Source organism: Kitasatospora sp. NPDC093550 (genome assembly GCF_044764985.1).
GTDB lineage: Bacteria > Actinomycetota > Actinomycetes > Streptomycetales > Streptomycetaceae > Kitasatospora.
Genome location: NZ_JBIWJF010000001.1, coordinates 542,275 through 569,188 on the forward strand (window position 1 = coordinate 542,275; position 26,914 = coordinate 569,188).

Consider the following 26,914-nt stretch of genomic DNA (forward strand, 5'->3'; position numbering starts at 1 on the left):
CCCAGGTTCCGGAGGTCTTCCATGCCTTTCAGCCAGCCGACGGTGATCCGCTCCCGGCGGGTGTTCCTGCCCGACGGCGAGCGCCCCGCGGACGTGCTGATCCGGGACGGGAAGATCGAGCAGGTCGTCGCGCACGGCTCGCTCACGGTCGGCGACCGCGAGCTCGCCGACCTCGGCGACACCGCCCTGCTGCCCGGCCTGGTCGACACCCACGTGCACGTCAACGAGCCCGGCCGCACCGAGTGGGAGGGCTTCGCCACCGCCACCCGGGCCGCCGCGGCCGGCGGGGTCACCACGATCATCGACATGCCGCTCAACTCGATCCCGCCCACCACCACGGTGGAGGGCCTGCTGGCCAAGCGGAAGACCGCCGAGGGCCAGGCCTGGGTCGACCTCGGATTCTGGGGCGGCGCCGTCCCCGGCAACGTGCCGGACCTCGAACCCCTGCACCGCGAGGGCGTGTTCGGCTTCAAGAGCTTCCTCGCCCCCTCCGGGGTGGACGAGTTCCCGCACGTCGAGGCCGCCGACCTGGAGGCCGCCCTGGCCGAGCAGGCCCGGATCGGCGCGCTGGCCATCATCCACGCCGAGGACCCGGCCGTCCTCGCCGCCGCCCCGCAGCAACCCGGCGTCCACTACCGGGACTTCCTGGCGTCCCGGCCCGCCGACGCGGAGACCGCGGCCGTCGCCCACCTGCTGGACACCGCCCGGCGCACCGGCGCCCGGGTGCACATCCTGCACGTCTCCTCCGCCGCCGTGCTGCCGCTGCTGCGCCAGGCCCGCGAGGACGGCGTCCGGGTGACCGCCGAGACCTGCCCGCACTACCTGACCCTCGCGGCCGAGCAGGTGCCCGACGGCGACACCGCCTTCAAGTGCTGCCCGCCGATCCGCGACGAGTCCAACCGGGACGCGCTCTGGGAGGCCCTGGCGAACGGCGAGTTCATCGCCGTCGTCTCCGACCACTCGCCGTCCACCCCCGACCTCAAGCTGCTGCCCGAGTACGGCGGCAACGGTGACTTCGCGGCCGCGTGGGGCGGCATCGCCTCGCTGCAGCTGGGCCTGCCGGCCGTCTGGACCGAGGCCCGCCGCCGCGGCCACACCCTGTCCGACGTCGTGCGCTGGATGTCCGCCGGACCGGCCGAACTGGTCGGCCTCACCGGCACCAAGGGCGCCGTCGCGCCCGGCCACGACGCCGACCTGGTGGCCTTCGACCCCGACGGCGAGTTCGCCGTCCGGGCCAGCGGGCTGCACCACCGCAACCCGGTGACCCCGTACGCGGGCCGCACCCTCACCGGCGCGGTGCGCACCACCTGGCTGCGCGGCCGCGAAGTGGACACCGGCGCCCGCCCCTTCGGCCGGCAGCTCACCCGGCCCGCCGCCCCCGTCGCCCCCGCCCACCCCTCCGATCGTGCCTAGAGGAGAGTCAGTGACCACCGCAGACACCCCGAGTGCTCCCTTCACCGAACTGGTCAACCTGGCCTCCCGGCTGCTCGGCGCGGGCGTCGTCGCCACCAACGAGGACACCTTCGCGGACGCCGAGAACCTGCTGGTCGCCAAGCCGGCCGAGTTCCGCCCGCACACCTTCGGCCACAAGGGCCAGATCATGGACGGCTGGGAGTCCAAGCGGCGCCGCGGCGTCTCCGCCGAGCAGCCGCACCCCACCGACCAGGACCACGACTGGGCGATCGTCCGGCTCGGCGTCGGCGGCGTGATCCGCGGCGTGATCGTGGACACCGCCCACTTCACCGGCAACTACCCGGAGTCCGGCTCCGTCGAGGCCGCGTCCGTCCCCGGCCACCCCTCGCCCGAGGAGCTGCAGGACGCCGAGTGGACCACGATCGTGCCGCGCACCCCGCTGCGCGGGAACACCGCCCACGAGTTCGCCGTCGAGGACGCCACCCGCTACACCCACGTGCGGCTCAACATCTTCCCGGACGGCGGCGTCGCCCGGCTGCGGGTGCACGGCGAGGTGCTGCCCGACCCGCGCGAGCTGGACGGTCTCACCTTCGACCTGGCCGCCCAGGAGTACGGCGGCGTGGCCGAGGCGGCGTCCGACCGCTACTTCTCCTCCCCGCACAACCTGAACGCTCCCGGTCGCGCCTCCGTCATGGGCGAGGGCTGGGAGACCCGGCGTCGGCGCGACAAGGCCAACGACTGGGTACAGATCGCCCTGGCCGGGGGCGGTGAGGTCCTGGCCGTCGAGGTGGACACCACCCACTTCGTCGCCAACGCCCCCGGCTGGGCCGACCTGATCGGCTTCGACGCCTCGACCGGGGCCGACCCGGCCGAGGGCGAGTGGTTCGAGCTGCTGCCCCGCACCCGGCTCCAGCCCGACACCCGGCACCGCTTCCGGTTGGACGCCGGCCGCCCGGTGACCCACGTGCGGATCAACGTCTACCCGGACGGCGGGCTCGCCCGCCTCCGGCTCACCGGCCGCCTCACCGAGGCCGGGCGCGCGGCCCTCGCGCTGCGCTGGTTCGACGCCCTCCCGGCCGCCGAGGCCGCCGCGGCCCTCACCGGGGCCGGGCTGACCGCCGACGAGGCCGCCGCGCTGACCGCCGCCCGTCCGCTGGCGGACCCGGCCGCGGCCGGCGCCGCCGTCGCGGCGCTCCAGCCGGCCGACGGCCCCGACGGCGAGCACTCCTCCCGCCGCCGCTCGGCCGTCTGGCGCCTGCTCGGCGTCTGAGCCGGCCTCCCCGGCTCCCGGCCCCGGGCCCCGGTCTCCGGGCCCTCCGGTCTCCCCGCCCGCCCGGCGCTCGCGGCGCTCGCGCGACGAGCCGTCAGCCCTTCCTCCACGCACCGCCCTTATCGACCCTGAAGGACCCTCCATGTCCAAGATCCTGACCACGGAGTCCGGCGCCCCGGTCGCCGACAACCAGAACTCGGCCTCGGCCGGCGAGTACGGCCCGCTGCTGATCCAGGACCAGCAGCTGCTGGAGAAGCTGGCCCGGTTCAACCGCGAGCGCATCCCGGAGCGCGTGGTGCACGCCCGCGGCTCCGGCGCGTACGGCTACTTCGAGGTCACCGACGAGGTCTCGCAGTACACCCGTGCGGCCTTCCTCTCCGAGGTCGGCAAGCGCACCGAGGTCTTCCTGCGCTTCTCCACCGTGGCCGGCAACCTGGGCGCCAGTGACGCGGTGCGCGACCCGCGCGGCTTCGCGCTGAAGTTCTACACCGAGGAGGGCAACTACGACCTCGTCGGCAACAACACCCCGGTGTTCTTCATCAAGGACCCGATCAAGTTCCCCGACTTCATCCACTCCCAGAAGCGCGACCCGTACACCGGCGTGCAGGAGGCGGACAACGTCTGGGACTTCTGGGCCCACTCGCCGGCCTCGACCCACCAGATCACCTGGCTGTTCGGCGACCGCGGCATCCCGGCCTCGTACCGCCACATGAACGGCTACGGCTCGCACACCTACCAGTGGGTCAACGCCGACGGCGACGCCTACTGGGTGAAGTACCACTTCAAGACCAACCAGGGCATCCGCTGCCTGGACGGCGACCAGTCCGCCGAGGTGCTCGGCGCCGACGCCGACTCGCACCAGCGCGACCTGCACCAGGCCATCGAGCGGGGGGTGTTCCCGTCCTGGACCCTCTACGTCCAGCTGATGCCGGTCGCCGAGGCCGCGGACTACCGCTTCAACCCCTTCGACCTCACCAAGGTGTGGCCGCACGCCGACTACCCGCTGGTCAAGGTCGGCCGCCTGGTGCTCAACAAGAACCCGGAGAACGTCTTCGCCGACGTCGAGCAGTCCGCGTTCTCGCCGAACAACTTCGTGCCCGGCATCGGCCCGTCCCCGGACAAGATGCTCCAGGGCCGGCTGTTCGCCTACGCGGACGCCCAGCGCTACCGCCTCGGCGTCAACCACACCCAGCTGCCGGTGAACGCCCCGCGCGCCACCGAGGCCGCCAACTACGGCCGGGACGGCTTCATGGCCGCCAACACCGCGGGCCGCGGCAAGAACTACGAGCCCAACTCGTACGACGGCCCCGCCCAGACCGACAACGCGCTCGCCGCGCCGGTCAAGGTCGACGGCCACACCGGCACCTACACCACGCCGGCCCACAGCAAGGACGACGACTTCTTCCAGGCCGGTGAGCTGTACCGGCTGATGTCGGCCGGTGAGAAGACCCGTCTGATCGACAACATCGCGGGCTTCCTGGCGCAGGTCACCCGGGACGACATCATCGAGAAGAACCTCGCCCACTTCCACGCCGCGGACGAGGAGTACGGTGCCCGCCTCGCGGCCGCCGTCGCCAAGCTCCGCGCGGGCGACGAGGGCTGACCCACCGACGGTCACCCCCCAGCCGACCGACCTCCGACCGCACCCTCCCGTACGGCCGCCGGGCCCGCACCCGGCGGCCGTACGACGGGCCTCTCCCCCAGGGCAGTGGGGGAGGGGCCCGTCGTGGTGCTTCCGGGGCGCGACCGGCCGGGCCGACCGGAGGTTGCTGCACGGAATGTTCACGGATATTCACGGACGGCAGCCGCCGGAGCCACCGGGTCGTTAGGCTGGGCTTGCCCGCGGTCGCTCCGTGGGGGGACATCGGAAGGGGACGACATGTCGACACCAGCCCCGGGTCGTCACGCCGCGCTGGACCAGGGCCCGACCGGCCCGTTCACCTCCCTGCAGCACGCCCTCAGACTGCTGGAGGCGGTCGACCGCCACCCCGACGGCGCCACCCTGGTGAGCCTCGCGCGGGAGACCTCGCTCGGGCTGCCGACCGTCCGGCGGCTCGCGGAGATCCTGGAGATCGAGGGCTATCTCCAGTGCCAGGACGGCGGTTGGGTGCTCGGTGGCACCTTCGCCCTGCTCGGGCAGCACAACCGGGAGCAGCTGGTGAAGGCCCGGCTCGACCGTAAACTCGCCGAACTCCGGGACGAGTTGGGCGCCGCAGTGTACTTCACCCGGTACCACGACGGCGAGTTGTCGGTCGAGGCGGTCTCGGCGGCCGACTACGCGCCGGCGGTGCAGGAGTGGGTGGACTTCCGGGCCACCGCGCACGCCAGCGCGATCGGCAAGTGCCTGCTCGGCCAGCTGGACGCGGACGCCCGGCGCGACCACCTCTCCCGCCACCCGGTCGCCCGGCTCACCTCCCGCACCGTCACCGACGCCGACCAGCTGATGCACCGGCTGGAGCGCCAGCCCGCCACGGTACCGGTGCTGGACATCCAGGAGTACGCGCTGGGCACGGTGTGCGCGGCGGTGCCGATCACGGCGGGCAGCACGGTCGGCTGCCTGGCCACCTCGATGCCGGTGGCCAACATCCACAAGCTCAAGGCCGCTGCCGAGCTGCTGGCGGCCCGGGCGGCGCCGCTGCTGTTGGCGATGGCGGTCTGACGGCGGGACGCTACGGGAGTTCGAGGAAGCCCCATCGGGAAACCGGTGGGGCTTCCCGCGTTTCCCGGGCCCTCGGCCGGTGTACATCACTTATTAGACTCGATGTCGATAAGGGCGGTAGAAACCCTTGTCCCCGCCGTTACCCGCGAGTACGTTGCTGTGAGCCGAGCCGCCGCTCCCAGGTCAGGAGGGCCTGCCATGCCCCGCACCACCCCCGTCCCCGCCCTCGCCGCCCCCGCCGCGCGCGTGCACGACAGCCTCGTCCTGGAGCCCCGGGACGTCCGCTTCGACTGGGCCGGGCTGCCGCTGCACTGGATCCCGGACGAGCCGATGGCCACCCACGTCATCAACGTGCTGCACCTGCTGCTGCCCGAGGGCGAGCGCTGGTTCGTCAAGGTGTTCAAGGAGGCGCTGCCGCTCATCCGGGACGAGCAGCTGCGCGAGGAGGTGCTCGGGTTCATCGGGCAGGAGGCCATCCACGCCGAGGCCCACCAGGAAGTCCTCGACCACCTGCTGGGCCAGGGGCTCGACCCCAGGCCGTACGTCCGGCAGGTCTCCTGGCTGTTCCGGCGGATCCTGGGCGACAAGCCGGGGCTGACGCCGGCCCAGCGGCGGGAGAACGTCATCGAGCGGGTCGCCTTCATCGCGGCCATCGAGCACTTCACCGCCTTCCTCGGCAACTGGGCGCTCAACTCCCCGGGCCTGGACCGCGCCGAGGCCGACCCGACGATGCTCGACCTGCTGCGCTGGCACGGCGCCGAGGAGGTCGAGCACCGCAGCGTCGCCTTCGACCTCATGGTCCACCTGGACCCGGGCTACCTCCGGCGGGTCCGCGGGATGGTGATCTCCGGGCCGCTGCTGGTCCACCTCTGGGTGCGCGGCGCCCGCTTCATGCTCGCCGCCGACCCGACCCTGGACGGGCGGCTCAAGCCCACCTGGCGCGAGGCCGGGCGGATCGCCAAGCGCGGCCTGCTGCCGGATCCGCTCAAGTCGATCCGCTCCGGGCTGCGGTACCTGCGGCCGGGCTACCACCCGACCCAGGAGGGCTCCTCCAGTCAGGCGCTGGGCTACCTCGCCAGCTCCCCGGCCGCCCGCGCGGCCGCCGCGAGCGGCTGACGGCCGACAGGTTTCAGCGGACAGATTTCAGACGACGGATTTCAGCGAACAGATTTCAGCGAACAGAAAACGTTATCTGTCATCTGTCATCTGTCATCCGTTGCCCGTCGCCTGCACGCTGTCGGCTGTTCGCGGACCTCCGCCCCGCCCCCGCCCCCTCTCCCACGCCAAGGACCCGCCGGATGGACCTGCTCACCCCACCCCCCGACCTCTACGGCCGCCCCCGAGCCGACGGCTTCATCCGCTGGATCACCGCCTTCGGCGACCGCTACTCCCCGGCCCTCGGCGGCCCGCTGCTGCGCCGCAACCCCCGCCGCCCGTTCAGCCGCCCCGTCCCGCCGCTGCAGCTGGTGGTCACCGTGCGCCGCGAACTCACCTCCGACGTCGTCGAGTTGAGCCTCGCCGACCCGTCCGGCGGCCCACTGCCGGCCTGGCAGCCCGGCGCCCACCTGCGGCTCGTCCTGCCCTCCGGCCGCGAGCGCCACTACTCCCTCTGCGGGGACCCGGCCGACCGCACCGCCTACCGCATCGCCGTCCGGCGGCTGCCCGAGGGCGGCGGCGGGTCCGTCGAGGTCCACGACACCCTGCACCCCGGTGCCCGCCTCACCGCCCGCCGCCCCCGCAACGGCTTCGCCTTCTGCGCCGAACCCGCCGTCCTCCTGCTGGCCGGCGGCATCGGAGTCACCCCGCTGCTGCCGATGGCCAGGGAGGCGCAGCGGCACGGCCTGGACTGGCGCCTGGTGCACGTCGGCCGGAGCGCCGACGCCCTCCCGTACGCGGACGAGCTGCGGGCCCTGGACCCCGGGCGCGTGGTGCTGCGCACCGACGACGAGCACGGCGGCGTCCCCACCGGCGCCGAGCTGCTCGCCCACGCCCCGCCCGGCGCCGCCGTCTACTGCTGCGGCCCGGCCCCGATGCTCTCCGCCGTGCAGCGCGCTCTGGACGGCTCCTCGGCCACCGCCCTGCACTTCGAGCGCTTCGGCGCCGCCCCGATCACCGACGGCGCGCCCTTCGCCGTCCGCCTCGGCGCCGACGGCCCGAGCCTGGACGTGCCCGCCGACCGCTCCGCCCTGGACGTGCTGCGCGAAACCCGCCCGGACCTCCCGTACTCCTGCCACCAGGGTTTCTGCGGCACCTGCGAGGTCCGCGTGCTGGCCGGTTCCCCCGACCACCGGGACCGCCGCCTCACCCCGGAGCAGCGCGCCGCCGGCGCCCTGCTGCCCTGCGTCTCCCGGGCCGCCGAGGGCGAGACCCTCGTGCTCGACCTCTAGCTCGACCTCTAGAAGGAGCCCCCGATGCCCTCCTCGGCGAAAGCGACCCCCGCCTTCCGCTACAGCGAGCGCGACCTCGCCCGCTTCCGCGAGACCCAGCAACTCGCCTACCACTGCGCCGAACAGGTCGCCGCCTGGATCGAACCGGGCGTCACCGAGCGGCAGGCCACCGCCGAGCTGCGCCGCTGCCTGGTCGCCGCCGGGGTGCAGGACTTCTTCCACGTCCCCTTCGCCTGGTTCGGCGACCGTACGGCGTTCCGGCACTTCCACACCCCGCTGCAGTTCTTCGCCGGCAACCGCCGGCTGGAGGAGGGCATGCCGTACGTGCTGGACTGCGCGCCCGTCGTGGACGGCTACACCGCCGACATCGGGTACGGCGGCAAGGTCGGCGAGAACCGGATCTGGGACCGGCTCGCCGCCGACCTCCGGGTGTACCGGGAGCTGATCCTCGCCGAGGTGCGGGCCCGCAAGCCACTGAACGAGGTGTACGCGGCGGTGGACGCGCAGCTCGCCGCGCACGGCTACGACAACCGCCACCAGGTGTACCCGGGCCGGGTGATCGGTCACCAGGTCACCCGGAACACGGCGCGCGGCCCGGCCGGGGTGAACGTCTTCGGCTTCGGCGTGCGCACCCTGCAGACCCTCGGCCGCGAGCTCATCTCCGAGCGCCTGCACGGCCGTTCGCCGCTCTGGGCGGACGGCCGGTCGTCCCGGCACGCGCCCACCCCGGGCCTGTGGGCGGTCGAGCCGCACATCGGCTTCCGCGGTGTGGGCATCAAGTTCGAGGAACTGCTGGTGGTCACCGAGGACGACGCGTACTGGCTGGACGACGACCTCCCCCACGTCCGTCGCTGGACCGCCTCCGCCCCCGCAGAGCAGACTGCCCCCGAGCGGACGGCTGTCGAGCGGACGGCCGCCGAGCAGACTGCCCAGCAGACGGACGCCGAGCCGAGCACCGAGCCGACCGCCCTGGAGGCCACCCGATGACGAGCCCGATGACGCCCCGGCCGGAGCCCCGGCCGGCGACCCCGGCGGCGACCCCGCCGGTCCCGGTCCGCCGCCGGACCGTCCACTCCGGCGGTCTGCCGCTCGCCGTCTTCGAGCAGGGCGACCCCGCCGCCCCCACCGTCCTCCTGGTCCACGGCTACCCCGACACCCACGCCGTCTGGGACGACATCGCCGCCGACCTGGCCCGGGACCACCACGTGGTCCGCTACGACGTGCGCGGCGCCGGCGAGTCCGGCGTCCCCGCCGACCGCGAGGGCTACCGGCTGGAGCACCTGGCCCAGGACCTGTTCGCCGTCGCCGACGCGGTCAGCCCGGACCGCCCGGTCCACCTGCTCGCCCACGACTGGGGCTCGATCCAGTCCTGGGAGGCCGTCACCGCGCCCGGTGCCGAGCGCCGGATCGCCTCGTACACCACGATGTCCGGTCCCAGCCTGGACCACATGGGGTTCTGGCTGCGCCACCGGCTGCGCCGCCCGACCCCGCGGCACCTGAAGCAGCTGGTCCACCAGGGCCTGCACTCCTGGTACATCACCGCCTTCCACCTGCCCTTCCTCGCCCCCGGCGTCTGGCGTCTGGGCCTGGCCCGGGCCTGGCCGCGGGTGCTGCGCGACCTGGAGCACGTCACCCCGCGGGCCGGCCACCCGCAGCGCAGCCTGCGCCGCGACGCGGTCCGCGGCATCGAGCTGTACCGGGCCAACTTCCGGCCCACCATGGGCCGTCCGCGCGAGCGGCCGACCGAGGTGCCGGTCCAGCTGATCACCCTCACCCGGGACCGCTACGTCGGCACCTACCTCTCCGAGGGCCTGGAGCGCTGGGTGCCCGAGCTGACCCGCAGGACGCTGCACGCCGGCCACTGGTCGGCGCTGCTGGAGAAGGGAGCCACCGTGGCCGGACTGGTCCGCGAGTTCACCGCCCGCACCGAGGCCGAGCGGTCGGGGGAGGCCGGCAAGGACCAACCCGCCCTGGACGACGGCCGGTTGGTGGTGGTCACCGGCGGCGGCAGCGGCATCGGCCGGGCCACCGCGCTCGCCTTCGCCGAGGAGGGCGCCCGGGTGGTGGTCTGCGACCTCGACCTCGCCGCCGCCGAGCGCACCGCCGAGCTCGCCTCGCTGATCGGCCCGGCGGCGTACGCCTACCGGGTGGACGTCTCCGACGGCGCCGCGGTGGACGCCTTCGCGCAGACCGTCGCGGCCGAGCACGGGGTGCCCGACGTGGTGGTCAACAACGCGGGCATCGGCCACTCCGGGACCTTCCTGCAGACCACCGAGAAGGAGTGGCAGCGGGTCCTGGACGTCAACCTGTGGGGCGTGATCCACGGCTGCCGCGCCTTCGGCACCCTGATGGCCGACCGCGGCCAGGGCGGCCACATCGTCAACGTCTCCTCGGCCGCCGCCTACCTGCCCTCCAAAGCGCTCACCGCCTACGCCACCAGCAAGGCCGCGGTGTTCATGCTCTCGGACTGCCTGCGGGCCGAGTTCGTCGGCCACGGCATCGGCGTCTCCACCATCTGCCCGGGCATCGTCAACACCAACATCACCCGCACCTCCACCTTCTCCGCCACCAGCGCCGCCGAACAGGCCGCCAAGCAGGCCCGCGCCGCCAAGCTCTACGCCCGCCGAGGCTTCCCGCCGGAGAAGGTCGCCACCGCGATCCTCGCCGCCGTCCGCACCGGCAAGCCCGTGGTCCCCGTGACCCCCGAGGCCAGGGCCGCCCGCTTCCTCTCCCGCCTCAGCCCCGGCCTGCTCCGCCTCGCCGCCCGCCTCAACGTCACCTGATCGGGGGAACATCACCGGGACGGACCAGTCACGCCTGCGATATCAAGTAGCCCTGGAATTGATATCGCAGGCTCGCTCCGATCCCGGAGGTCGACCGTGGCCCGCACCGTGATAGACGTCAACGACGAACTGCTCGCCGAGGCCGCCGAGATCTTCGGCACGACGACCAAGGTCGCCACCGTCAACGCCGCTCTCGAGGACGCCGTGAAGCGCCGCAAGGGCCGGCAGTTCCTCGACTGGCTCGCCGAGGGTGGGCTGCCCGATCTGACCGGGCCGGTGGACCGGGGTGAGTGAGCGTTTCCTGATCGACAAGTCGGCCGTCGCCCGCCATGCCGAGCCGGCGGTCCGGGTTCCGGTCGACCGGCTGTTCCGCGAGGGGCGGCTCGCGATCTGTGGGCCGTCGAGTTGGAAATCATGCACAGCGCCCGGTCCAGGGCCGACGCCGACCGGATCCGGGAGGGCCTGCGGGGCTTCGCCTGGCTGCCCACACCCGATGAGGTCTGGGACCGCGCCATCGAGGTGCAGGCGCTTCTCACCGCCGGGGGCAACCGGCGGGCGCTGCCGGTACCGGACCTCGTCATCGCGGCCACTGCCGAGCGCCATGCCGTCACCGTCCTGCACTACGACGGCGACTACGACATGATCGCCGCCGTCACCGGCCAGCCGACCCGGTGGGTCGTGCCGCCCGGCACCGCTGACTGACGGACTGACGGACCCGGGACGGCCGTCCCCGGCCTGTGAGAGCATCCGGGTCCATGGAGACGACAACCGCGCTGTGGTCCTTCGCCCTCGTCGTGGGGCTGCTCACGCTGACGCCCGGGCTCGACACCGCGCTGGTCCTGCGGACCTCCGCGCTGGGCCGACGGCGCCAGGCGTGGGGCGTGGTGCTGGGGATCCAGACCGGGACGCTGATCTGGGGCACGCTGACCTCGGCCGGGGTGACGGCGCTGCTGACCGCCTCGCACGTGGCGTACGAGGTGCTGCGCTGGGCGGGCGCCGCGTACCTGGTGTGGATGGGCGTCGGGATGCTGCGCGACCGGGGCGCCCGGGCGGTGGACGCGGCGGAGCCGACGACCGAGGGCGGGTTCGGGCACGGCTGGCGGCGGGGCACGCTGACCAACCTGCTGAACCCCAAGGTCGGGGTCTTCTACGTGGCCGTACTCCCGCAGTTCATTCCCGCCGGCGCCCCGCACTTCGCCGCCGGTGTGGCGCTGACCTGCGTCCACGTCGCGGAGGGCCTGCTCTGGTCGACGGTCCTGGTGGGCTTCGCCCGGGTGCTGCGCGGCTGGCTGCGCCGACCGGCCGCGCGCAGGGTGATGGACCGGGTGACCGGGGCCGTCGTCCTGGGGTTCGGCGTGAAGCTGGCGCTCGCCGACTGACCCCGAGCCCGACTGACCCCGAGCCCGACTTCTCCCGAGCCCGACTGACCCCAGCCGGGTGGCGAGGAGCCCGGGTGGAGGCGCGGAGCTCGGGTGCCCCGGACCTCAGGTGACGAGGAGGTCAGGTGGCCAGCCGCCGCAGCCCCTCCAGGAGCTCGTCGGTGTTCATGCACGGATGGATGTCGACGGTGGCGTTCAGCTGCGCCCAGAAGGGCTCCACGACGGACGGCAGCGTGGCCTCGTCCTGGAGGTCGACGACCATCACCATGCCGCGGCGTCCGTTGCGGGGGAGGAAGTAGGCCGCTTCCGGCTTCAGTTGGGCCAGCAGCTGCTGGAGCCCTTCCGCCATCGTCCCGTCGCCGATCAGCTTGTTCGCGGCCGCGGTGTCGAGTTCGATTTCCAGCAGGGCGCGCATGGTCCCCGCTCCTTCCCCGGGCTCGGGGTGAGTCCGCAACTCCAGCGTCGCGCCGCCCCCGTGGCCACGCAACGTCACCCGCTCGGGGCGGGCCCTACGCGGCGTGGGTCCGGGGTTCCCGCGGTTCGGCCGGAGCGGCCGGGGCGGTCATCAGGCCGGTGTCGTGGTGGATCGGCCCGTCGCCGGCGCTCAGCGGCAGGCAGCTCCCGCCGCGGCGGTGGGCGATGATCTCGGCGGCGACGGAGACCGCCGTCTCCTCCGGGGTGCGCGAGCCCAGGTCGAGGCCGATGGGGGAGCGCAGCCGGGCCAGTTCGGCCTCGGTGAGTCCCGCCTCGCGCAGCTTCGCCTCGCGGTCCCGGTGGGTGCGGCGCGAGCCCATGGCGCCGACGTAGCCGACCGGCAGCCGCAGGGCGCGCTCGAGCAGCGGGACGTCGAACTTGGCGTCGTGGGTGAGCACGCAGAGCACGGTGCGTCCGTCGATCCGGCCGAGCTGGGAGTCCAGGTAGCGGTGCGGCCAGTCGACCACGACCTCGTCGGCCTCGGGGAAGCGACGGGCGGTGGCGAAGACGGGCCGGGCGTCGCAGACGGTGACGTGGTAGCCGAGGAACTTGCCGATCCGCACCACCGCGGCGGCGAAGTCGATCGCCCCGAACACCAGCATCCGCGGCGCGGGCACGTAGCACTCGACGAAGCAGGTGACGGTGCCCCGTTCGTCCTCGTCGCAGGGGCGGCCGTCCAGGCCGAGGACGAGCCGGCCGGTGCGTCCGGCCTCCAGCATGGCGCGCGCCTCGGTGACGATGGCCCGCTCCAGGGCGCCGACCGTGGACGGGCCGGTGGAGAGCGCTCCGGAAACGCCGTCGGCGGTGACCGCGAGGGTGGCGCCGAGCAGCCCGGCCGGGCCCTCGATCACCCGCACCAGGGACACCGGCGTGCCCGCCGCGATGTGCGCGATCCCGGCGTCCAGCCCGGCGTCGGTCCCCGGCACGACCGGCTGGACGAAGACGTCCAGGACCCCGCCGCAGGTCAGACCGACGGCGAAGGCGTCCTCGTCGCTGAATCCGAAGCGTTCCAGCACCGGTTCGCCGCTCTCGATCGCGGCCTGGCACAGCTCGTACACCGCGCCCTCGACGCAGCCGCCGGAGACGCTGCCGATCGCCTCGCCGTCCGCGTCGACGGCCAGCGCCGCCCCCGGGTCGCGCGGAGCGCTGCCGGAGACGCCGACCACGGTGGCCACGGCGAAGGTGCGCCCGGTCGCGTGCCAGGCCTGCAGCTGCTCGGCGATGTCCTGCATGGCGGGGGCTCCTTACTCGGTTTCGACAGTAGCGGGGACGCCGCCGTACGGGAAACGATCCCGTACGGCGGCGGCGGTGCGTGGCGGCGGTGGTGCGTGGACGGATCCCCTGGGGCAGCCCCCGGGGCCGGCTAGTGCACGCCGAGCCAGGACTTGATCGGCGTGAGCGCGAAGTAGAGCACGAACACCCCGGTGAGGATCCACATGAGCACCCCGGGCTCGCGCCACTTGCCCAGACCGGCCTTGATGACCGTGTACGAGATGACGCCGGCCGCGACGCCCGCCGTGATGCTGTAGGTGAAGGGCATCAGCACGCAGGTCAGGAAGGCGGGGATGGCGACCTCGCGGTCGGACCAGTCGATGTGCCGGGCCTGGCTCATCATCATCGAGCCGATGACCACCAGGGCGGCGGAGGCGACCTCGACCGGGACGATGCCGGCCAGCGGCGAGAAGAACAGCATCAGCGCGAACAGTCCGCCGGTGACGGTGGAGGCGAGGCCGGTCCGGGCGCCGTCGCCGACGCCGGTGGCCGACTCGACGAAGACCGTCTGCCCGGAGGCGCCCGCCAGGCCGCCGACCGCGCCGCCGGCGCCGTCGATGAACAGGGCCTTGGACAGGCCGGGCATCCGGCCCTGCCGGTCGGCCAGGCCGGCCTCGGTGCCGACGCCGATGATGGTGGCCATCGCGTCGAAGAAGCCGGCCAGGACGAGCGTGAACACCGCGACCGAGGCGCTGATCGCGCCCATGCCCTTGCCGCCGAAGGCGCCGAACAGGTCGACGTGGCCGAACAGGCTGAAGTCGGGCGCGGACACCGGGTTGCCGGGCCACACCGGGACGGAGTTCGCCCAGGCCTTGGCCGGTACGTCGGCGAGCTTGTTGACGACGATCGCGACGACGGTGCCGCCGGCGATGCCGATCAGGATCGCGCCGCGGACGCCGCGCGCCATCAGCACGAAGATCGTGAGGACCGTGAGGCAGAAGATCAGGACGGGCCAGCCGGACAGCTCGCCGAAGGGGCCGAGCGAGAGCGGGGTGGGGCCGCCGGTGTGCACGAACCCGGCCTTGTAGAGGCCGATGATCGTGACGAACAGGCCGATGCCGATGGTGATCGCGTGCTTGAGCGGCAGGGGGATGCCGTTCATGATCTTCTCGCGCAGTCCGGAGACCACGAGCAGCACGATCAGCAGGCCGTAGATCACGCACAGGCCCATGGCCTGGGCCCAGGTGGTGTGGGGGACGACCAGCGCGGAGACCGCGCCGGAGACCGAGAGGCCGGCGGCGAGGGCCAGCGGTACGTTGCCGACCACGCCCATCAGGATGGTGGTGACGGCGGCCGCGAGGGCGGTGGCGGTGGTGAGTGCCGCGTGGTCCAGCTTGACGCCGGTGACGTCCGCGCCGCTCAGGATGAGCGGGTTGAGCAGGATGATGTACGCCATCGCCATGAAGGTGGTGAGACCACCGCGCAGTTCGTTGGCGAGCGTCGAGCCCCGGGCCGAGATCTTGAAGTAGGCGTCCAGTGCGCTCTTCGGGTGGGGTGCCGGGGCCGACGCGTGGGCGTCGTCCTCGGCGGGTCTGTCTTCGGTGGTGCCGGGCTCCGTGGGGATCCTGGTCATGTCCACTCCCAAGTGTCAAAGGGGGTTGGGGTGGGCGAGCCGACCTGACTACCGGCGCATGAGCGGCATAGGGGGACGTATCGACTCACTGTGGGGAGCACTCCCGGCAGGGGGAGTGCCGACGGTGCATTGGAGGGTGGTGCGCACCTCTGCGGAACCCCGGCGCGGGTAGGGCAGCTGGTGTGGGGGGGTGGGACCCCCGGGGCGGCGGGGAAGACTGTCGCCGCCCCGGGGAAGTGCGGACTCCGGGCCTCGGCCGGGGGTTTGGCCGAATGCTCCGGGTCTCAGCCGGGCTGCTCGGTGGTCAGGTGCTCCGGGCGGACCGGGATCCGGTTGAGCGCGAGACCGGTGGCGTTGCGGATGGCGGCCACGATGGACGGCGTCGCCGAGACGGTCGGCGCCTCACCGACCCCGCGCAGCCCGTACGGCGCGTTGGGGTCGGGCAGTTCCAGGACCTCCACCGGGATCGGCGGGGTGTCCAGGATGGTGGGGATCAGGTAGTCGGTGAAGGAGGCGTTGCGGACCTTGCCGTCCCGCACGATGATCTCCTCCATCACCGCGAGGCCGAGGGCCTGGGTGCAGCCGCCCTGGATCTGGCCGACCACGGAGAGCGGGTTGAGCGCCTTGCCGACGTCCTGGACGGCGGTGAGCTCGACCACCTTGACCAGGCCCAGCTCCACGTCCACGTCCACCACGGCGCGGTTGGCGCAGAAGGTGTACTGGACGTGGCCGAAGCCCTGGCCGGTCTCCTTGTCGAAGGGCTGGGTGGGCCGGTGGTGGTGCTCGCGGGTGAGGTCGATGGCCTCGTCGCCGAGCAGGTCCACCATGGACACCAGCACGCCGGCGCTCTCCGAGACGACCTTGCCGCCGGCCAGCGTGATGTCCTTGTGGGTCCAGCCGTAGCGGCTGCGGCCCTTCTCGATCAGCTCCCGCCGGACCGCCTCGGCGGCCAGCTTCACCGCACCGCCGGTCATGTAGGTCTGACGCGACGCGGAGGTCGAACCGGCCGACCCCACCTCGGTGTTGGCCGGGTGGATGGTGACCTGCTCGACGCCCAGCTCGGTGCGGGCGATCTGAGCGTGCACGGTGACGCCGCCCTGGCCGACCTCGGCCATCGCGGTGTGCACCATGGCGACCGGCTCGCCGCCGATGACCTCCAGCCGCACCCGGGCGGTGGAGTAGTCGTCGAAGCCCTCGGAGAAGCCGACGTTCTTGATGCCGACCGAGTAGCCGACGCCGCGCACGATGCCCTCGCCGTGCGAGGTGTTGGACAGCGCGCCGGGCAGCGCGCGCACGTCCAGGTGCTCGGTGTCCAGCGGCGGCGGCAGCGGCATGTCCTTGGCGCGCTGCAGCAGTTCGGCCACCGGGGCGGGCGAGTCGATCTGCTGGCCGGTGGGCATGAAGTCGCCCTCCGACATCGCGTTCAGCTGCCGCAACTCCACCGGGTCCATGCCCAGTTCGGCCGCCAGCTTGTCCATCTGGGACTCGTAGCCGAACGCGGCCTGCACCGCGCCGAAGCCGCGCATCGCCCCGCAGGACGGGTTGTTGCTGTAGAGCGCGATGGCGTGCATCTTGACGTTCGGGATCACGTACGGGCCGTGCCCGAGCGAGGCCGCGTTGCCGACCACGGCCGGCGAGGCCGAGGCGTACGCGCCGCCGTCCAGCACGATCCGGCAGTCGGCGAAGACCAGCTTGCCGTCGCGGGTGGCGCCGTGCTCGTAGTGCATCCGCGCCGGGTGGCGGTGCACGTGCCCGTAGAAGGACTCGTCCCGGGAGTAGACGATCTTGACCGGCTTGCCGGTGTGCTGGGCCAGCAGGCAGGCGTGGATCTGCATCGAGATGTCCTCGCGGCCGCCGAAGGCACCGCCGACGCCGGCCAGGGTGAGCCGGACCTTCTCCTCGGGCAGGTCCAGCACGGGGGCCATCTGCTCGCGGTCCACGTGCAGCCACTGGGTGGCGATGTAGAGGTCGATGCCGCCGTCCTCGGCGGGCACGGCCAGGCCGGACTCCGGGCCGAGGAAGGCCTGGTCCTGCATGCCGACCTCGTAGTCGCCGCTGACGATGACGTCGGCCATCGCCCGTACCTCGTCGGTCACGCCGAGGCCGGAGACCAGCTTCTGCTCGTGGCAGATGTTGCCGTACGCGTGCGACTTGTACTCGTGCGGCTCGTGGACGTAGCCGTGCGTCTCCGGGTCGAGGCACTGCTCCTCGGTGACGATCGGGGTGAGCACCCGGTACTCGACCTTGATCTTCTTCACCGCGCGGCGGGCCGTCTCCGGATGGTCGGCGGCGACCAGCGCGATCGCCTCGCCGTGGTACCGGATCTTGTCGATGGCCAGGGCCGGCTGGTCCTGGATCTCCAGGCCGTAGTACTTCGAGCCGGGGATGTCCTCGTGCGTCAGCACCGCGTACACGCCGGGCACCTTCAGCGCCTCGGAGATGTCCACCGAGAGGATGTCGGCCCGGGGGTGCGGCGAGCGCAGCGCCATACCCCACAGCATGTCCTCGTGCCACAGGTCCGAGGAGTAGGCGAACTCGCCCTTGACCTTCAGGTTGCCGTCCGGGCGCAGCGGCGAGCCGCCGATGCCGTCCTTGGACGCCTGGTTGATGTTCTGCAGGTTCTTCTGGCCCTGGATGGTGCGAGTGCTCACGCGGCCACCTCGCTGTGCTCGGAGGGCGCTTCGCACAATGCGCACTTCTCGATGATTCGCTCGCTCATTCCGTCACGGCCTTCCCGGAGCACTTGCGGGCCGAGGCGAGCCGCACCGCGTCCATGATCTTCTCGTAGCCGGTGCAGCGGCACAGGTTGCCGGACAGCGCCTCGCGGATGTCGTTGTCGCTCGGCTGGGCGTCGCGCTCCAGCAGGGCGTCGGTCTGCACCAGCAGGCCGGGGGTGCAGAAGCCGCACTGGACGGCGCCGGCGTCGATGAACGCCTGCTGGACGAGGCCCAGCTCGCCGTTCTCGTCGGCCAGGCCCTCGACGGTGCGGACCTCGCGGTCCTGCACCTGGCCGGCCGCGACCAGGCAGGAGCAGACCGGGACGCCGTCCAGGTAGACGGTGCACGAGCCGCACTCGCCCTGCTCACAGGCGTTCTTCGAGCCCGGCAGGCCGACCCGCTCGCGCAGCACGTAGAGCAGGCTCTCGCCCTCCCACACGTCGTCGGCCTCGACCGGCTTGCCGTTGGCGGTGAAAGTGACCCTCATGCCGCGCTCCTGATCTGCTTGCTGTAGTCGTTCCAACACCAGGTGAGGGTGCGCCGGGCCATCACGGCCAGCGAATGGCGCCGGTAGTCCGCGGTGCCCCGGACGTCGTCGATCGGCGAGGCCGCGGCCTTCACCAGCTCGCCGAACCGCTGGACCACCTCGGCGCCCAGCAGGTCGCCGGACTCCCAGAGCCCGCGCTCGGCGAGCACGCCCTGCAGGTACTCCTCGGCCTCGACGGCGCGGCGCGGCGTGGGGGCAGCCGAACCGATACCGGTGCCGACGGTTCCGTTCTTCGGGTGGAGGGCGAAGCCGAAGGCGCAGACCGCGATCACCATCGCGTTGCGGGTGCCGATCTTCGAGAACTGCTGCGGGCCGTCCGCCACCGGGATGTGCACGGCCCGGATCAGCTCGTCGGCCTCCAGGCTGTTGCGCTTCACACCGACGTAGAACTCGTCGATCGGGATCATCCGGCTGCCGCGCACCGAGGCCGCCTCCACGAAGACGTCCCGCCCGGCCGCCAGCAGCGCGGGGTGCGCGTCGCCGGCCGGGGAGGCGCCGCCGAGGTTGCCGCCGACGCCACCGCGGTTGCGGATCTGCGGCGAGCCGACGGTGTGGGCCGCCAGGGCGAGCCCGGGCAGCGGCCCGGACAGCTCGTCGATGATCCGGGAGTACGGGACCGAGGCGCCGAGCTTGACGACGCTGCCGTCGTTGGACCATTCGGTGAGCTCGGTGATGCGGTTCAGGTCGAGAATCGCGGATGGCCGGTGCACGTCGAAGTTCATCTCGACCATGACGTCCGTACCGCCCGAGATGGGCAGCGCGGTCGGGTACTCAGCCTTCGCCGCGAGCGCCTCGTCCCAGGTGGCGGGCCGAAGGAACTCCATGCGGGTGTCTCCTCAAGTCGTCGCCCGCCGGGTGTCCGGCGGCGTGTCGCCCAGTGAACTCCTGTGACGCGGCCCACTGGCAGTCACCGATGGCATGAAGCCCCGGCTGTGGTCCCGCCCGGCATCCTGTACGTTCCTCTAAGGAGCAGAAATTCGCAGTCCAGGTGTTACCCGGGTGCTACCTACGACCGTAATCCGGCCGTGACGGACGGGCTACGGGCCCGTGATCCGGCGGCCCGCTGGTGCGTAACGCCGAGCACGGATGTTCGGGCACACTGTGACCCCCGGACCTCCGACTCGGCCGTCCCTTCCCCTTCGTTCCCCCGAACGAACCCTCCGAACGAACCCCCGGTCCACCCCCCGATCACCCCCCGATCCCGTCCCGAAGGAGTCCGCGGATGCGTGTCCGTGACCTGCTCGCCCCCGGCGCCCCGCGACTGCGCCTGCTCGCGGCCGAGGAAGAGCTGGACCGGCAGGTCAGCGGCGTGATGACGACGGACCTGCAGGACCCCGGCCGCTACCTGCACGGCGGCGAGCTGGTGCTCACCGGCATGCTCTGGCGCACCGTGCCGGCCGACTCCGAGCGCTTCGTGCGGACCCTCGCGGCCGGCGGCGCCGTCGCCCTCGCGGCCGGCGAGGCCGAGGTCGGGCCGGTGCCCGAGGACCTGGTCGAGGCCTGCCGCCGGCACCGGATGCCGCTGCTGGCCGTTCCCGACGACATCGCCTTCGGCACCGTCACCGAGTTCATCGGCCGTCAGGTCTCCGCCGACCGCGCCGCCGACCTCGCCGCCCTGGTCGACCGGCACCGGCTGCTGGTCTCGGCGGCCGGCGGCGGCGGACTGGACGCGGTGCTCGACCTGCTCGGCGGCGACCTCGACCTGGACTGCTGGGTGCTCGCCCCCACCGGCACGGTGATCGCCGGCCCCGCCGACCGGCTCTCCGCCGAGGACCGCGACCAGCTGGTCCGCGCCCACCTCGCCGCCCAGCGCCAGCGCCGCCGCCCCCCGCACCGCGCCCGCCTGGCCGCCGGCTCCTACTCGCTGCTGCCCGCCGCGGCCTCCGCCGAGCACGAGGTGCCGCTCGCCGACTGGATGCTCGCGGTGGCCGGCGACATCACCGAATGGACCACCAAACGCCAGCAGCTCGCCGAGAACCTGGCCCGCCTGGTCGCCGCCGAGCGCCACCGCCGCGACGAGGGCCGCCGGTTGCGCCGCCGCCTCGCCGACGAGGTGCTCGCCCTGCTGCGCCGCGACGCCGACCCGGCCGAGATCAGCCGCACCCTCTACGCCTCCTCGGCGATGGCCGCCCGTTACGAGGGCACCGAGCCCAAGTCCCCGGCCGAGGAGGGCTCCTGGCTGGTCCTCAGCGCCGAGGGCACCGGCCTGCCGGAGGGCACCGTCCGGGCCGTCCTGGAGGAGGCGCTCAGCGCCACCGGCGACCGCGCCCTGGTCGCCGGGACGGGCGTGGGGGCCGTGGTGGTGATGCCCGCCCCGGACAGCACGGTGCCCGCCGACGCGATGCGCGACCTGCTCGCCCCGCTGGAGGCCGGGCTCGGCTCGGAGGGCCGGATCACCCTCGGCGTCTCCGCCCCCGCCTCCGAGGCCGGCGCCCTGCGCGGCGCCCTGGAGGAGGCCCGGCACGCCCGCCGGATCGCCGCCTCCCGGGTCGGCCGGGTCTGCGTCGCGGGCCCCGAGGAGCTGGCCTCGCACGTCCTGCTGCTGGCCGCCGTTCCGGACGAGGTGCGCCGCGCCTTCCGCAGCCGGCTGCTGGACAAGGTGATCGCGTACGACATCGAGCACCAGGCGGACCTGGTCCGCACCCTGGAGGCCTTCCTGCGCTCGGACGGCTCCTGGACCCGCTGCGCCGCGCAGCTGCACGTCCACGTCAACACGCTGCGGTACCGGATCGGCCGCATCGAGGAGTTGACCGGGCGTGACCTCTCCCGGCTGGAGGACCGGGTGGACTTCTACCTGGCGCTCGAACTGGCCTGACGGGACGCCGGGGAACGCGAGAGGGCCCGCCGCGGGTGATCGCGGCGGGCCCTCCGTGTCCGGGCCTCCGGTGTCCGGGCCTCCGGTGTCCGGGCCCCGGTGTCCGGGGCTCCGTTACGGCGTCAGGCGTGTCACTGGGCCGGGATGATCGTGGTCAGCCACTCGAAGGCGCCCGGCACCATCCGCTTCCACAGGTCGGTGGTGTGCGGGCCGGTGCCCTCCTGGACCTGGACGGTGGTCGGCGCCTTGGCGGCGGTGCGGATCGCCTCGCCGTCCTCGTAGCCGTCGCCCTTGGCGCCGCTGATCAGCATCGCGACCTTCGGCGGCTGCTGGGCGGCCTTGAGGATGTTGACCGGGTTGTTGGCCTCGCGCAGCTTCGGGTCCTTGCCGACCAGCGAGTCCTTCTCGGTCGCCGGGTCGTTGTAGCCGGACATCGCGATGGCGGCCCGGTAGCGGTTGGGGTGGGCCAGCGACAGCTTGGCGGCGCAGTGCGCGCCGGCCGAGTAGCCGGCGATCGCCCAGCGGTCCGCGGACGGGTCGGCGCGGAAGTTGTCCAGCACCATCTGCGGGACGTCCCGGGTGATCCAGGCGTCGGCGTTGATCTTGCCCGGGATGTCGGTGCAGCCGGCGTCCTGGTTGCTGCCGAGCAGCAGGGTGCGCGGCGAGACCAGGATGAACGGGGCGACCTTGCCCTGCTGCATCAGCGGCTTGAGCTGCTCGGAGACCTTGAGCGTGCCGTACCAGGTGGAGGAGGAGCCGGGGAAGCCCGGGATCAGCTCGACCACGGGGAACTTCTTGTCCTTGAACGCCGGGTCGTTGTACTGCGGCGGCAGCCAGACCAGCACCTCGCCGTCGACGCCGGACACCTGCCCCTTGAGCTCGGTCTTCTGCACGTCGCCCGGCACCGCCGGGTCGTTCACGCCGCCGAAGCTCTGCTTCACCTTCGGCAGCTCCTTGGCGGCGTCACCGCTCTGGCCGCCGCCCTGGTCCGCCGGCGGCACGGGCGGCACCGCGCGGACGTGGTTGCCGGTGCCGAGCAGGTCGTCCCAGTTGCCGTAGATCAGGTTGGCGTTGTTGACCATCACGAAGACCATCAGGACGGCCGTGACCTGGCAGAACATGATCATGACGATCCGGGTGAGGGTCTTCACCGGCTGGGGGCCGCCGACCTTTCCCCAGAACAGCAACGCCACGGTGATGGACACCGGCACAAGAATGACGGTGAGGATGAGGAATGGCGTACCTGTCAGTTCCATCGCGTTCTCGTATCCGGGTCGCTCGCCGCCCGGGCCCCAGTCGCCCGAACGCACGTCAATGGCATCAGACGGCCGTGACTGATGATCGGTTGCCGTCCGAATCTGTGCGGAACCTGAGAGGAACATCACGTCCGCGTGATGAACCCCTTCGGATCGGCGCCTCAGTCTGTCACCCGGACGGAGATCGTCCGGACCAGATGTTCAGCGAACTTCCAGGAAAGGTCCCCCGGGGCACCTTACCGTCCGCGCCGTTCGCGCCGCTGGGCGAGGCGGTGTGATCGCGTGCGGCCCGGCCAGGGAAACTATGGGGATGAGCAACAGCCGCTTTCGTCCGTCCCGCCGCTTGTGGCCCGTGTGTGCCGTCCTGGCCCTCGCGGTCGCCGCGGCGGGCTGCAGCAGTACCGGGGGCAGACGCGCCGAGGAGGCCCGGGCCAAGGCCGCGGCCGCCGGCGGCAGCGCCGTCACCACCCCGCGCTGGAAGATCGCCATGGTGACCCACTCCGGGGCCGGCGACGCCTTCTGGGACACCGTGCGCAAGGGCGCCGAGCAGGCTGCGGCCAAGGACAACATCACCTTCCTGTACTCCAACGACGCGCAGACCCAGAACCAGGTCCAGCTCGTCCAGGCCGCCATCGACCAGAAGGTCGACGGCCTGCTGGTCACCCTCGCCAAGGGCGAGGCGATGGCCGACGTCCTCGCCAAGGCGAAGGCGGCCGGCATCCCCGTGATCACCATCAACTCCGGCCAGGACTTCTCGCAGAAGTTCGGCGCGCTGACCCACATCGGCCAGGACGAGTCCACCGCCGGCCAGGCGGCCGGCACCCAGCTGGCCGCCCGCGGCCGCAAGAACGTGCTCTGCGTCATCCACGAGCAGGGCAACGTCGGCCAGGAGCAGCGCTGCTCCGGCGCCCGGTCCAACGCCGGCGGGTCCTTCCAGGTGCTCTACGTCAACGGCGTCGACATGCCCGACGCCCGCGCCGCGATCTCCGCCAAGCTCCAGGCCGACCAGTCCATCGACACCGTGCTGACCCTCTCCGGTTCGATGGCCGCCACCGGCCTGCAGGCCGTCCAGGACGCCCACCGCCAGGTCGAGCTGGACACCTTCGACCTCGGCCAGCAGGTGGTCGCCGGGCTCAAGTCCGGCAGCGTCGGCTTCGCCGTCGACCAGCAGCCCTACCTCCAGGGCTACGAGGGCGTGGACCTGCTCTGGCTGTACAAGTCCAACCTGGACATGCTCGGCGGCGGCAAGCCCGTCGAGACCGGCCCGCAGATCCTCACCAAGGACGACGCCGACGCGCTCGCCGAGTACGTCGCGAGGGGGACCAGGTGAGCGGTCCGGACCTCCTCGCCCAGGACGGCCTGCTCGAGGACCGTCCGGCGGCCCTGAGACGCCTCCTCGCCCGCCCGGAGCTGGGCTCGCTGATCGCCGCCGTCGCGGTGTTCCTGGTCTTCGCCGTCGTCGCCGAGCCCTTCCTGCGGGTCTCCTCGCTGGGCACCGTGCTCTACGCGGCGTCCACCATCGGGATCATGGCGGTGCCGGTCTCGCTGCTGATGATCGGCGGCGAGTTCGACCTCTCGGCCGGCGTGCTGGTCACCACCGCCGCGCTGACCTCCTCGATGGTCTCGTACCAGTTCACCGCGGTGACCTGGGTCGGCGTCCTGGTCTCGCTCGCGACCACGCTGGCGATCGGCTGGTTCAACGGCTGGATGCTCGGCCGCACCAAGCTGCCCAGCTTCATCGTCACCCTCGGCACCTTCCTGATGCTGACCGGTGCCAACCTGGGCGTCACCAAGGCGGTCTCCGGCACCGTCTCCACCAAGTCGATCGCCGACATGGAGGGCTTCGAGACCTGCCGCCGGCTGTTCGCCTCCGAGGTCACCGTCGGCGGGCTGACGATCAAGGCGACCGTCTGGTGGTGGCTCGGTCTGCTGGTGGTCGGCAGCTGGGTGCTGCTGCGCACCCGCTTCGGCAACTGGATCTTCGCCGTCGGCGGCGACGCGGCCGCCGCCCGCGCGGTCGGCGTGCCGGTCGCCCGCACCAAGACCGTGCTCTACCTGGGCGTGGGCTTCGGCGCCTGGGTGCTCGGCCAGCACCTGCTGTTCTCCTTCGACACCGTGCAGTCCGGCGAGGGCGTCGGCAACGAGCTGATCTACATCGTCGCGGCCGTCATCGGCGGCTGTCTGATCACCGGCGGCTACGGCTCGGTGGTCGGCTCCGCGCTCGGCGCGCTGATCTTCGGCATGGCGAGCAAGGGCATCATCTACGCGGAGTGGAACCCGGACTGGTTCAAGTTCTTCCTCGGCGCGATGCTGTTGCTGGCCGCGCTGCTGAACGCCTACGTCAAGCGCCGGGCCGAACGGGGGCCGCGATGAGCACCGAGGAAGCGGCCATGAGCACCGAGAACACCGAGCTGCTGTCCCTGGAGGGCGTCGGCAAGAGCTACGGCTCCGTCCGGGCGCTCCAGGACGTCTCGCTGACCCTGCGGGCCGGTGAGATCAGCTGCGTGCTCGGCGACAACGGCGCGGGCAAGTCCACCCTGATCAAGATCATCTCGGGGCTGCACCGGCACGACGAGGGCCGCTACACCCTGGGCGGCGAGGACGTCCGCTTCGACTCCCCGCGCCAGGCCCTGGACCGCGGCATCGCCACCGTCTACCAGGACCTCGCCGTCGTCCCGCTGATGCCGGTCTGGCGCAACTTCTTCCTCGGCTCCGAGCGGGGCCTGCGCCGCTGGGGCGGCCTGCGCCTGGACGCCGACGGCATGCGCGCCACCACCCGCGAGGCGCTCGCCGCGCTGGGCATCGACCTGCACGACGTCGACCGGCCGATCGGCACCCTCTCCGGCGGACAGCGCCAGTGCGTGGCGATCGCCCGCGCGGTGCACTTCGGCGCCAAGGTGCTGATCCTGGACGAGCCGACCGCCGCGCTCGGCGTCAAGCAGTCCGGAGTGGTGCTCAAGTACGTCACCGCCGCCCGCGACGCCGGGCTCGGGGTCGTCCTGATCACCCACAACCCGCACCACGCGTACCTGGTCGGCGACCACTTCACCCTGCTCAAGCGGGGCCGGATGGCGGGCAGCCACCCGCGCGCCGAGATCAGCCTGGAACAGCTCACCACCGAGATGGCCGGCGGCTCCGACCTCGCCGAGCTGTCGCACGAGCTGGCCCGTCCCTCCGACTCCGACTCCCGTGAGGAGCGTTCGCAGCCGTGACCACCCCTCAAGGCAGCACCCGGCCACCCGTCCTGCCCGCCCTGCTCGGCCTCGGCCCGCGCGCCGAGCGCCGCCGCCGCGCCCTGCCCGCGGGCATACTGCGACTGCCCACGATCGGCGTCGACATCGGTGGCACCAAGGTGGTCGCCGGAGTGGTGGACGGCGAGGGCAAGGTGCTGGAGAAGCTGCGCACCGACACGCCGGACAAGAGCAAGAGCCCCAAGGTGGTCGAGGACGTCATCGTCGAGCTGGTGCTGCAGCTCGCCGACCGGCACGACGTCCACGCCGTCGGCGTCGGCGCGGCCGGCTGGGTCGACGCCGAACGCTCCCGGGTGCTGTTCGCCCCGCACCTCAACTGGCGCAACGAGCCGCTCCAGCAGGCGCTCAGCGAGCGGCTGCGGTTCCCGGTGATCGTGGAGAACGACGCCAACGCGGCCGCCTGGGCCGAGTGGCGCTTCGGCGCCGGGCGCGGCGAGGACCACATGGTGATGCTCACCCTGGGCACCGGCATCGGTGGCGCGGTGGTCCGGGACGGGTACGTCGACCGGGGCAAGTACGGCCTGGCGGGCGAGTTCGGGCACATGCAGGTGCTGCCCGGCGGCCACCGCTGCCCGTGCGGCAACCGGGGCTGCTGGGAGCAGTACTCCTCGGGCAACGCGCTGGTGCGCGACGCCCGCGAACTGGTCGCCGAGGAGTCCCCGGTGGTGCAGCCGCTGCTCGCCCGGGCGGGCGGGACGGTCGAGGGCATCACCGGCCCGCTGGTCACCGCGGCGGCGAAGGACGGCGACCCGACCGCCATCGAGCTGCTCTACGAGGTCGGCACCTGGCTCGGCGTCGGCATCGCCAACCTGGCGGCGGGGCTGGACCCGGGCCGCTTCGTCATCGGCGGTGGCGTCTCCGAGGCCGGCGACCTGCTGCTCGGCCCGGCCCGGGACACCTTCCGGCGCACCCTCACCGGCCGCGGCTTCCGCCCGGAGGCCGGCATCGTGCACGCCGCCCTCGGCAACGAGGCCGGCCTGGTCGGCGCCGCCGACCTCGCCCGCCAGGTGGCCCGGCGCTTCCGGACCATCAAGCGGCGGCGGGTGGAGCGCACGACGGCCGACGGCTGACGGCTGACGCCTTCAGCGGGCGGGGTTCGGCGGGCGCGGTTCAACAGA

General features: G+C 72.7%; 22 protein-coding genes and 1 pseudogene. 16 read left to right on the plus strand and 7 right to left on the minus strand.

Going from position 1 to position 26,914, the window contains the following annotated elements; genetic code table 11:
- Positions 1–21: 21 nt before the first annotated feature.
- The 11 genes and pseudogenes from allB (at position 22) to ACIRD3_RS02360 (ending at position 11,891) form a co-directional block, all read left to right on the plus strand.
- On the plus strand, positions 22–1,413 hold the full coding sequence (gene allB / locus ACIRD3_RS02310) for an allantoinase AllB (RefSeq protein WP_402210244.1): 1,392 nt from the start codon (positions 22–24) through the stop codon (positions 1,411–1,413).
- A pseudogene (gene alc / locus ACIRD3_RS02315) lies at positions 1,403–2,470 on the plus strand (allantoicase); the annotation flags it as partial. The gene allB and the pseudogene alc, both read left to right, overlap by 11 nt.
- Positions 2,471–2,825: 355 nt before the next feature.
- Positions 2,826–4,286 (plus strand): catalase, encoded by a 1,461-nt coding sequence (locus ACIRD3_RS02320; RefSeq protein WP_402210247.1) that lies wholly within the window; start codon positions 2,826–2,828, stop codon positions 4,284–4,286.
- A gap of 276 nt (positions 4,287–4,562) precedes the next feature.
- The gene (locus tag ACIRD3_RS02325) at positions 4,563–5,342 is read left to right on the plus strand and encodes an IclR family transcriptional regulator (RefSeq protein ID WP_402210250.1); all 780 of its coding nucleotides are present in this window, start codon (positions 4,563–4,565) and stop codon (positions 5,340–5,342) included.
- A 198-nt stretch (positions 5,343–5,540) separates the two neighbouring features.
- On the plus strand, positions 5,541–6,458 hold the full coding sequence (locus tag ACIRD3_RS02330) for a metal-dependent hydrolase (RefSeq protein ID WP_402210252.1): 918 nt from the start codon (positions 5,541–5,543) through the stop codon (positions 6,456–6,458).
- 182 nt (positions 6,459–6,640) lie between these two features.
- Complete coding sequence (locus ACIRD3_RS02335) at positions 6,641–7,729, plus strand: PDR/VanB family oxidoreductase (protein ID WP_402210255.1); 1,089 nt, start codon at positions 6,641–6,643, stop codon at positions 7,727–7,729.
- 24 nt (positions 7,730–7,753) lie between these two features.
- A complete protein-coding gene (locus ACIRD3_RS02340; RefSeq protein ID WP_402210258.1) occupies positions 7,754–8,716 on the plus strand; it encodes a M24 family metallopeptidase in 963 nt (320 codons plus the stop codon).
- An 8-nt stretch (positions 8,717–8,724) separates the two neighbouring features.
- Positions 8,725–10,512 carry an SDR family oxidoreductase gene (locus tag ACIRD3_RS02345; RefSeq protein WP_402210786.1) on the plus strand — a complete coding sequence of 596 codons (1,788 nt, stop codon included), beginning with the start codon at positions 8,725–8,727 and terminating at the stop codon, positions 10,510–10,512.
- A gap of 96 nt (positions 10,513–10,608) precedes the next feature.
- Positions 10,609–10,806, plus strand: a complete 198-nt coding sequence (locus tag ACIRD3_RS02350) for a type II toxin-antitoxin system VapB family antitoxin (protein ID WP_402210261.1) — start codon at positions 10,609–10,611, stop codon at positions 10,804–10,806.
- A 120-nt stretch (positions 10,807–10,926) separates the two neighbouring features.
- Positions 10,927–11,214, plus strand: coding sequence for a PIN domain nuclease (locus ACIRD3_RS02355; protein ID WP_402210264.1), 288 nt, complete (start codon positions 10,927–10,929; stop codon positions 11,212–11,214).
- Between the two features lie 53 nt (positions 11,215–11,267).
- On the plus strand, positions 11,268–11,891 hold the full coding sequence (locus ACIRD3_RS02360; protein ID WP_402210267.1) for a LysE family translocator: 624 nt from the start codon (positions 11,268–11,270) through the stop codon (positions 11,889–11,891).
- Between the two features lie 121 nt (positions 11,892–12,012).
- Here ACIRD3_RS02360 and ACIRD3_RS02365 read toward each other — a convergent pair whose 3' ends face one another.
- From ACIRD3_RS02365 to ACIRD3_RS02390, 6 genes are all read right to left on the minus strand, one after another.
- Positions 12,013–12,306 carry a DUF3303 family protein gene (locus tag ACIRD3_RS02365; protein WP_402210270.1) on the minus strand — a complete coding sequence of 98 codons (294 nt, stop codon included), beginning with the start codon at positions 12,304–12,306 and terminating at the stop codon, positions 12,013–12,015.
- Positions 12,307–12,400: 94 nt separating this feature from the next.
- The gene (locus ACIRD3_RS02370) at positions 12,401–13,597 is read right to left on the minus strand and encodes an XdhC family protein (protein ID WP_402210273.1); all 1,197 of its coding nucleotides are present in this window, start codon (positions 13,595–13,597) and stop codon (positions 12,401–12,403) included.
- A 131-nt stretch (positions 13,598–13,728) separates the two neighbouring features.
- On the minus strand, positions 13,729–15,210 hold the full coding sequence (locus ACIRD3_RS02375; RefSeq protein WP_402210276.1) for an NCS2 family permease: 1,482 nt from the start codon (positions 15,208–15,210) through the stop codon (positions 13,729–13,731).
- A 284-nt stretch (positions 15,211–15,494) separates the two neighbouring features.
- Complete coding sequence (pucD, locus tag ACIRD3_RS02380; protein ID WP_402210279.1) at positions 15,495–17,861, minus strand: xanthine dehydrogenase subunit D; 2,367 nt, start codon at positions 17,859–17,861, stop codon at positions 15,495–15,497.
- Between the two features lie 64 nt (positions 17,862–17,925).
- On the minus strand, positions 17,926–18,414 hold the full coding sequence (locus tag ACIRD3_RS02385) for a (2Fe-2S)-binding protein (RefSeq protein ID WP_402210282.1): 489 nt from the start codon (positions 18,412–18,414) through the stop codon (positions 17,926–17,928).
- Positions 18,411–19,298, minus strand: coding sequence for an FAD binding domain-containing protein (locus tag ACIRD3_RS02390; protein WP_402210285.1), 888 nt, complete (start codon positions 19,296–19,298; stop codon positions 18,411–18,413). The genes ACIRD3_RS02385 and ACIRD3_RS02390 overlap by 4 nt, the downstream gene beginning before the upstream one ends.
- A gap of 398 nt (positions 19,299–19,696) precedes the next feature.
- On the opposite strand from ACIRD3_RS02390, the gene ACIRD3_RS02395 reads away from it, so the two are divergent.
- A complete protein-coding gene (locus ACIRD3_RS02395) occupies positions 19,697–21,289 on the plus strand; it encodes a PucR family transcriptional regulator (protein WP_402210288.1) in 1,593 nt (530 codons plus the stop codon).
- Between the two features lie 131 nt (positions 21,290–21,420).
- On the opposite strand, the gene ACIRD3_RS02400 is transcribed toward ACIRD3_RS02395, so the two are convergent.
- On the minus strand, positions 21,421–22,494 hold the full coding sequence (locus ACIRD3_RS02400) for an alpha/beta hydrolase (protein ID WP_402210291.1): 1,074 nt from the start codon (positions 22,492–22,494) through the stop codon (positions 21,421–21,423).
- A gap of 361 nt (positions 22,495–22,855) precedes the next feature.
- Between ACIRD3_RS02400 and ACIRD3_RS02405 the strand changes: the two genes are divergently transcribed.
- From ACIRD3_RS02405 to ACIRD3_RS02420, 4 genes are read left to right on the plus strand one after another with little or no spacing between them, the layout of a single operon-like run.
- Positions 22,856–23,875, plus strand: a complete 1,020-nt coding sequence (locus ACIRD3_RS02405; RefSeq protein WP_402210293.1) for a sugar ABC transporter substrate-binding protein — start codon at positions 22,856–22,858, stop codon at positions 23,873–23,875.
- On the plus strand, positions 23,872–24,918 hold the full coding sequence (locus tag ACIRD3_RS02410; RefSeq protein ID WP_402210296.1) for an ABC transporter permease: 1,047 nt from the start codon (positions 23,872–23,874) through the stop codon (positions 24,916–24,918). The genes ACIRD3_RS02405 and ACIRD3_RS02410 overlap by 4 nt, the downstream gene beginning before the upstream one ends.
- On the plus strand, positions 24,915–25,757 hold the full coding sequence (locus tag ACIRD3_RS02415; RefSeq protein ID WP_402210299.1) for an ATP-binding cassette domain-containing protein: 843 nt from the start codon (positions 24,915–24,917) through the stop codon (positions 25,755–25,757). Before ACIRD3_RS02410 ends, ACIRD3_RS02415 begins: the two co-directional genes overlap by 4 nt.
- The gene (locus ACIRD3_RS02420) at positions 25,754–26,866 is read left to right on the plus strand and encodes an ROK family glucokinase (RefSeq protein ID WP_402210302.1); all 1,113 of its coding nucleotides are present in this window, start codon (positions 25,754–25,756) and stop codon (positions 26,864–26,866) included. The genes ACIRD3_RS02415 and ACIRD3_RS02420 overlap by 4 nt, the downstream gene beginning before the upstream one ends.
- Positions 26,867–26,914 lie beyond the last annotated feature (48 nt).

What these genes read in the sequence shown, in the direction of transcription:
- ACIRD3_RS02340 (WP_402210258.1), top strand. Translation starts at nt 7,754, where the DNA reads ATGCCCTCCTCGGCGAAAGCGACCCCCGCCTTCCGCTACAGCGAGCGC.
- ACIRD3_RS02390 (WP_402210285.1), bottom strand. Translation starts at nt 19,298, where the DNA reads ATGGAGTTCCTTCGGCCCGCCACCTGGGACGAGGCGCTCGCGGCGAAG.
- ACIRD3_RS02335 (WP_402210255.1), top strand. Translation starts at nt 6,641, where the DNA reads ATGGACCTGCTCACCCCACCCCCCGACCTCTACGGCCGCCCCCGAGCC.
- ACIRD3_RS02345 (WP_402210786.1), top strand. Translation starts at nt 8,725, where the DNA reads ATGACGCCCCGGCCGGAGCCCCGGCCGGCGACCCCGGCGGCGACCCCG.
- ACIRD3_RS02365 (WP_402210270.1), bottom strand. Translation starts at nt 12,306, where the DNA reads ATGCGCGCCCTGCTGGAAATCGAACTCGACACCGCGGCCGCGAACAAG.
- ACIRD3_RS02395 (WP_402210288.1), top strand. Translation starts at nt 19,697, where the DNA reads ATGCGTGTCCGTGACCTGCTCGCCCCCGGCGCCCCGCGACTGCGCCTG.
- allB (WP_402210244.1), top strand. Translation starts at nt 22, where the DNA reads ATGCCTTTCAGCCAGCCGACGGTGATCCGCTCCCGGCGGGTGTTCCTG.
- ACIRD3_RS02370 (WP_402210273.1), bottom strand. Translation starts at nt 13,597, where the DNA reads ATGCAGGACATCGCCGAGCAGCTGCAGGCCTGGCACGCGACCGGGCGC.
- ACIRD3_RS02375 (WP_402210276.1), bottom strand. Translation starts at nt 15,210, where the DNA reads ATGACCAGGATCCCCACGGAGCCCGGCACCACCGAAGACAGACCCGCC.
- ACIRD3_RS02405 (WP_402210293.1), top strand. Translation starts at nt 22,856, where the DNA reads ATGAGCAACAGCCGCTTTCGTCCGTCCCGCCGCTTGTGGCCCGTGTGT.
- ACIRD3_RS02385 (WP_402210282.1), bottom strand. Translation starts at nt 18,414, where the DNA reads ATGAGGGTCACTTTCACCGCCAACGGCAAGCCGGTCGAGGCCGACGAC.
- ACIRD3_RS02325 (WP_402210250.1), top strand. Translation starts at nt 4,563, where the DNA reads ATGTCGACACCAGCCCCGGGTCGTCACGCCGCGCTGGACCAGGGCCCG.
- ACIRD3_RS02355 (WP_402210264.1), top strand. Translation starts at nt 10,927, where the DNA reads ATGCACAGCGCCCGGTCCAGGGCCGACGCCGACCGGATCCGGGAGGGC.
- ACIRD3_RS02415 (WP_402210299.1), top strand. Translation starts at nt 24,915, where the DNA reads ATGAGCACCGAGGAAGCGGCCATGAGCACCGAGAACACCGAGCTGCTG.
- ACIRD3_RS02360 (WP_402210267.1), top strand. Translation starts at nt 11,268, where the DNA reads ATGGAGACGACAACCGCGCTGTGGTCCTTCGCCCTCGTCGTGGGGCTG.
- ACIRD3_RS02320 (WP_402210247.1), top strand. Translation starts at nt 2,826, where the DNA reads ATGTCCAAGATCCTGACCACGGAGTCCGGCGCCCCGGTCGCCGACAAC.
- ACIRD3_RS02330 (WP_402210252.1), top strand. Translation starts at nt 5,541, where the DNA reads ATGCCCCGCACCACCCCCGTCCCCGCCCTCGCCGCCCCCGCCGCGCGC.